The sequence below is a fragment of the Xanthovirga aplysinae genome (assembly GCF_009711365.1).
Taxonomy (GTDB): domain Bacteria; phylum Bacteroidota; class Bacteroidia; order Cytophagales; family Cyclobacteriaceae; genus Xanthovirga; species Xanthovirga aplysinae.
The window spans coordinates 1-4,948 of sequence record NZ_SMMB01000871.1 but is presented as its reverse complement, the minus strand read 5'-3'; the positions used below and the strand labels follow the sequence as shown (position 1 = coordinate 4,948).

3 protein-coding genes are annotated in these 4,948 nt (G+C 36.2%); 2 read left to right on the top strand and 1 reads right to left on the bottom strand.

All coding sequences use genetic code 11. From position 1 onward, the window contains the following. Positions 1–172: 172 nt before the first annotated feature. Entirely contained in the window at positions 173–685 is a 513-nt protein-coding gene (locus tag E1171_RS07135; protein WP_155205323.1) for a hypothetical protein, read from the bottom strand. 391 nt (positions 686–1,076) lie between these two features. Between E1171_RS07135 and pyrG the strand changes: the two genes are divergently transcribed. Next, a complete protein-coding gene (gene pyrG, locus E1171_RS07130) occupies positions 1,077–2,702 on the top strand; it encodes a CTP synthase (protein WP_155205322.1) in 1,626 nt (541 codons plus the stop codon). Between the two features lie 357 nt (positions 2,703–3,059). Further along, positions 3,060–4,895, top strand: a complete 1,836-nt coding sequence (gene yidC, locus E1171_RS07125; RefSeq protein ID WP_155205321.1) for a membrane protein insertase YidC — start codon at positions 3,060–3,062, stop codon at positions 4,893–4,895. The last annotated feature ends 53 nt before the right edge of the window (positions 4,896–4,948 follow it).

Sequence of the window (4,948 nt, the reverse complement as noted above, 5' to 3'; positions counted from 1 at the left end):
AAATAATACAAACTAAGCATTAAGCCATTTAAAACTTCAAAAAGCCCATTTTTTCCCCACAATGCCTATAATCATGTATAACATTTTAATTAAGGGAATTATAATTTTAAAAAGTTTCTATTATGTTAGATTTATGCTTTTACCTTTCCCAATCCCAATTTAAAAACCACATTTAGTGATCGATATGAAACTCTCCGTCCAGTCCAAGTTGCATGGTTCTATCAGACTTTAAATAATTTTTTCCTTTAAAGACAAGCTTTCCCTTAAAAGGGAAATTAAGATTTTCTCTTGTAGGAATAAAAACCAGGGCTTTTCGTAACTTAAATAAAAGTTTATGTAAATCTCCACCCTTCACCCATCGAAGTTTAACTTCTTCCTTTGGTCCTAAAAGTTCTCGAGAAAGATTTTTACCTCTTGGCAATACCAGGTCTAAAGCCCTATCGGTATATTCGGCAATATCCCAAGCCATATCAGGAATTTTCTCCACATAATCATAAAATTGACCTATTTCACCAATCAACAAAGAAAATTTTTCGAATGAAATGTCTGTAAGGGCCAAGGCTTGTTTTAAAGCTTTATCACTACCCACTACAAAAGCGATTCCGCAAGAGGACTTATCGCAAAACCATAGAACTTCTTCTTTTTTTAAAAGCACCAACGCCTGATCAAAAGACAATTCTTGCATGAACTAAATTTGATTTTGGCCTGCAAAGATAATAAAATATAAGTGAGAATCCCTTAAACTTTCCTTTCCTAATATAGGGCCAATTGCATTTTTAGAATCCAGACGGTTTAGGAACAAAAAAGGTGATTTCTCCCCTCCATTAACACAATTAGTAATTAATTAACCCCTCTCTTAAAATTTCATTAGGTACCTTAAAGAAAAAAGAAAATGTTTCAAATAAACATAAACCTAACACCAACAGACTATTATAAAATCAATAAACACCTTCCTTTATAGGATCATTAATTTTTGCTAACCCAAAAGAATGCAATAAACCAACGTATCATATCAATAATTCCACTTTATTCTCTTACCTTTGTATCCCATAAGTACAAAAACAAAACCCATACTTATGGCATCTGCTAAACACATTTTTGTAACAGGAGGAGTCACTTCTTCCTTAGGAAAAGGTATCATTTCCGCCTCTCTTGCCAAACTTTTACAAGCAAGGGGTTTTTCAGTTACCATTCAGAAATTTGACCCTTATATCAATATTGATCCAGGAACTTTAAATCCTTACGAGCATGGGGAATGCTATGTAACGGATGATGGGGCCGAAACGGACCTTGACTTAGGCCATTATGAAAGATTTCTAAATATACCTACTTCACAAGGTAATAATGTCACCACTGGTAAAATTTACCATAATGTAATTACTAAAGAACGACAGGGAGAATATCTGGGTAAAACCGTTCAAGTGGTTCCACATATTACCGACGAAATTAAAAGAAGCTTTTTTAAGCTGGGAGAAACCGGTAAGTACGATATCGTTATCACCGAAATCGGAGGATGTGTAGGTGACATTGAATCCTTGCCCTTTATTGAAGCCGTAAGGCAGGCCAGATGGGATTTAGGCCCTAATAATTTCATCAATATTCATTTGACACTTATTCCTTATCTAAAATCTGCTGGGGAATTAAAAACTAAGCCTACACAACATTCGGTAAAACAATTGCTGGAATCAGGTATTCAACCTGACATTTTGGTATGTCGTACTGAACATCATCTACCTAACGATATAAGAAAGAAGTTAGCCTTGTTTTGTAATGTTAACATCAACTCAGTTATTGAATCAATTGATGCTGATACGATTTATGATGTTCCTCTACTCATGCGAAAAGAAAAACTCGATGAAAGAGTACTTACCAAATTAAAACTACCCCATAAAACCGAACCTAACCTTAATAAATGGAAGGACTTCCTCGGGCGATTAAAGAACCCAACCAGTGAGGTAAACGTAGCTCTAGTTGGTAAATATGTTGAACTACCAGACAGCTATAAATCTATTGTGGAATCATTTGTGCATGCAGGTGCAGAAAATGAATGCAAGGTAAATATAGGCTGGATTTCGTCCGAAACTATTAACAAAGAAAATATAGAAAACATCTTGGCTCCTTACGATGGGATTTTGGTTGCTCCAGGGTTTGGTGAAAGAGGAATTCCGGGTAAATTAGAAGCTGTTCGATACGCAAGGGAAAACAAAATCCCATTCTTTGGAATTTGTTTAGGAATGCAATGTGCCGTTATCGAATTTGCTCAAAATGTCCTTGGGTTGACCAAAGCCCATTCTGCCGAAATGGATCCTAAAACTCCTCATGCCGTCATTGATATCATGGAAGAGCAGAAAACGATTACCATGAAAGGTGGCACTATGCGTCTTGGCTCTTATCCTTGTGAACTTAAAAAAGGCTCAAAAGCTTATAGTGTATATGGGAGAAATAAGGTTGCTGAAAGGCATCGGCACCGTTATGAATTTAACAATAAATACCTAGAAGACTTTGAGAAAGCGGGGATGATTCCTTCAGGTGTCAACCCAGCAACGGGACTAGTGGAAGTAGTTGAATTGAAAGATCATCCATGGTTTATTGGAACACAATACCATCCCGAATTAAAAAGTACAGTGATGAATCCACAACCCCTATTTGTGAAATTCATTAAAGCGGCAATTGAACATAAAACGACAATGAACCATGGGTAAGTTAAACGATATTAAGAAATAAAAGTATTCCTGGCCCAGGTCCAGAAACAACTTAATAAAGGCTTGTGGAATAGCTAGATTTTCGGAAGAGCTCCCATGATGCACTGCCTTACTGGGAAGGTAAAAAAGGTGTGTGGAAGTTCTTCTGAGCGATTGAAGTAATTATTTTCGGAAGAAAGAAATAAATAGGTATATTTGCCGCCTTGTTGAAGGAAAAGATTTAAGGCAAAAAATGATTGGTAAAAGTTATTTTGGTTCCTTAGACTAAGAACTTTTTTCTCTTTACTCTTGAATATTTTTAAAATAATTCAACAGGCGATAAATAAAGAAAACCCTTAATTTACCTTAACTAAAACTATGGATAAAAACCAAATTACCGGTTTAGTTTTAATCTCCGTATTACTTGTAGTTTATTTTAAGTTCTTTGCACCTGAACCTACTCCACCTCCTACGGTAGAGGGTACGGAGCAAACTACCATACAAGATAGCGGCACAACCGAAGGTGAAAAAACGCACCAGATTTTTACAAAAACTGACTCTTTAGAAAACCTTCTAAATCAAGAAAAATACGGCCAGTTCGGATCTGCTTTAAGTGGTGAAGATCGGGATATTACCATTGAAAATGAAAAAGTAAAAATCACTTTCAATACCAAAGGAGGAAGAATCAAGGAGGCTTTAATCAAGGATTATTACACTTTTGACAAAAAACCCTTGATCATCTTTAATGACGAAAGTGATCAAATTGATTTGATTTTAAAGACCCCTTCTGGTCCGGTTAACCTTTCAGATCTTTACTTTACCTCTAATGCTCAGGATATAAAAATCAAGGAGGGGGAAAATGCATCGGTTTCCTTTAGTGTACCTTTAGGAAATGGACAATCAATTACCCAAACCTATACACTTGCTGGTGACAATTACAATATTGACTACAACCTTGATATGAAGGGGGTGGATCAGTTAACCACTGATAATAATTTAGTTTACAGCTGGAATGATCGTCTAATAAAGCTGGAGGATGATTTAAAACAATCCCGATTAAACACCACCATTAATTACTTTACAGCTAGTGAGGATTTTGAAGACTTAGACAAGCGATCAGAAGGCAAACAGGAAGTAGCCGTAACTGAAGGAGTAAAATGGATTGGAATTAAACAAAAGTTCTTCACCTCTGCTATTATCTCCAAGAGTAATCCATTTAAAAATGTGATCCTTTCAACAGATTTCAATGAAGCGGATACCACTTATGTAAAAATAGCAGATGTAAATCTTCAAATCCCGTTATCTGACCTTCAGGGAGGAAAAGGGAATTTCACCTACTACTTTGGTCCAAATGACTTTAACGTAATGAAAAAAGTCACTCCAGGCTTCGACAAAAATGTATTCTTGGGGTGGGCTATATTCCGCTGGATTAATCAATATGTGATTATAACCATCTTCCAAGTCTTGGAAAAGTGGATTCCTAATTATGGAATCATTATCCTGATCCTGGTCCTTATCATCAAAATTTTCCTTTTCCCACTTTCGTATAAGTCATATATTTCGATGGCAAAGACGAAAGCTTTAAAACCGGAATTAGATGAGATTAAGGCCCAATTTCCTGACAATTTGCAAAAACAACAGGCTGCCCAAATGGAATTATACCAAAAAATCGGCATTAATCCATTAAGTGGCTGTGTACCTGTGCTTTTACAGTTGCCTGTATTGTATGCTATGTTTAGCTTCTTCCCTAACTCAATTGAATTACGGCAAAAAGCCTTTTTGTGGGCCCCGGACCTTTCTACTTATGATGCCTTCATTCACTTGTCGACAACAATTCCGTTTTTAGGTAACCACATCAGTTTATTTACCCTACTGATGACTGCTTCTACATTTTTATACACCTGGTCAAATAACCAGGTAAGTGGAGCGGCTGCTCAAGGCCCGATGAAAACTATGACGTACTTGATGCCAATAGTATTCATGTTTGTCCTCAACTCATACCCTGCTGGTCTAAGCTATTATTACTTCTGTTCTCAAATGGTAACTTTCGGTCAACAAATGATCACTCGAAGGTTTGTCGATGACAAAAAGATTCATGAAATGCTGGAGAAAAGTAAGAAGAGAAACAAAGGAAAAAAATCTGGTTTTCAGCAACGGATACAAGAAGCGATGAAAGCTGCGCAAGAACAGCAGCAACAGCGAAAGAATAAATAACAATAAAATAACATCCTAAAAAAGGAATGTCTTGAGTGACGTTCCTTTTTTTT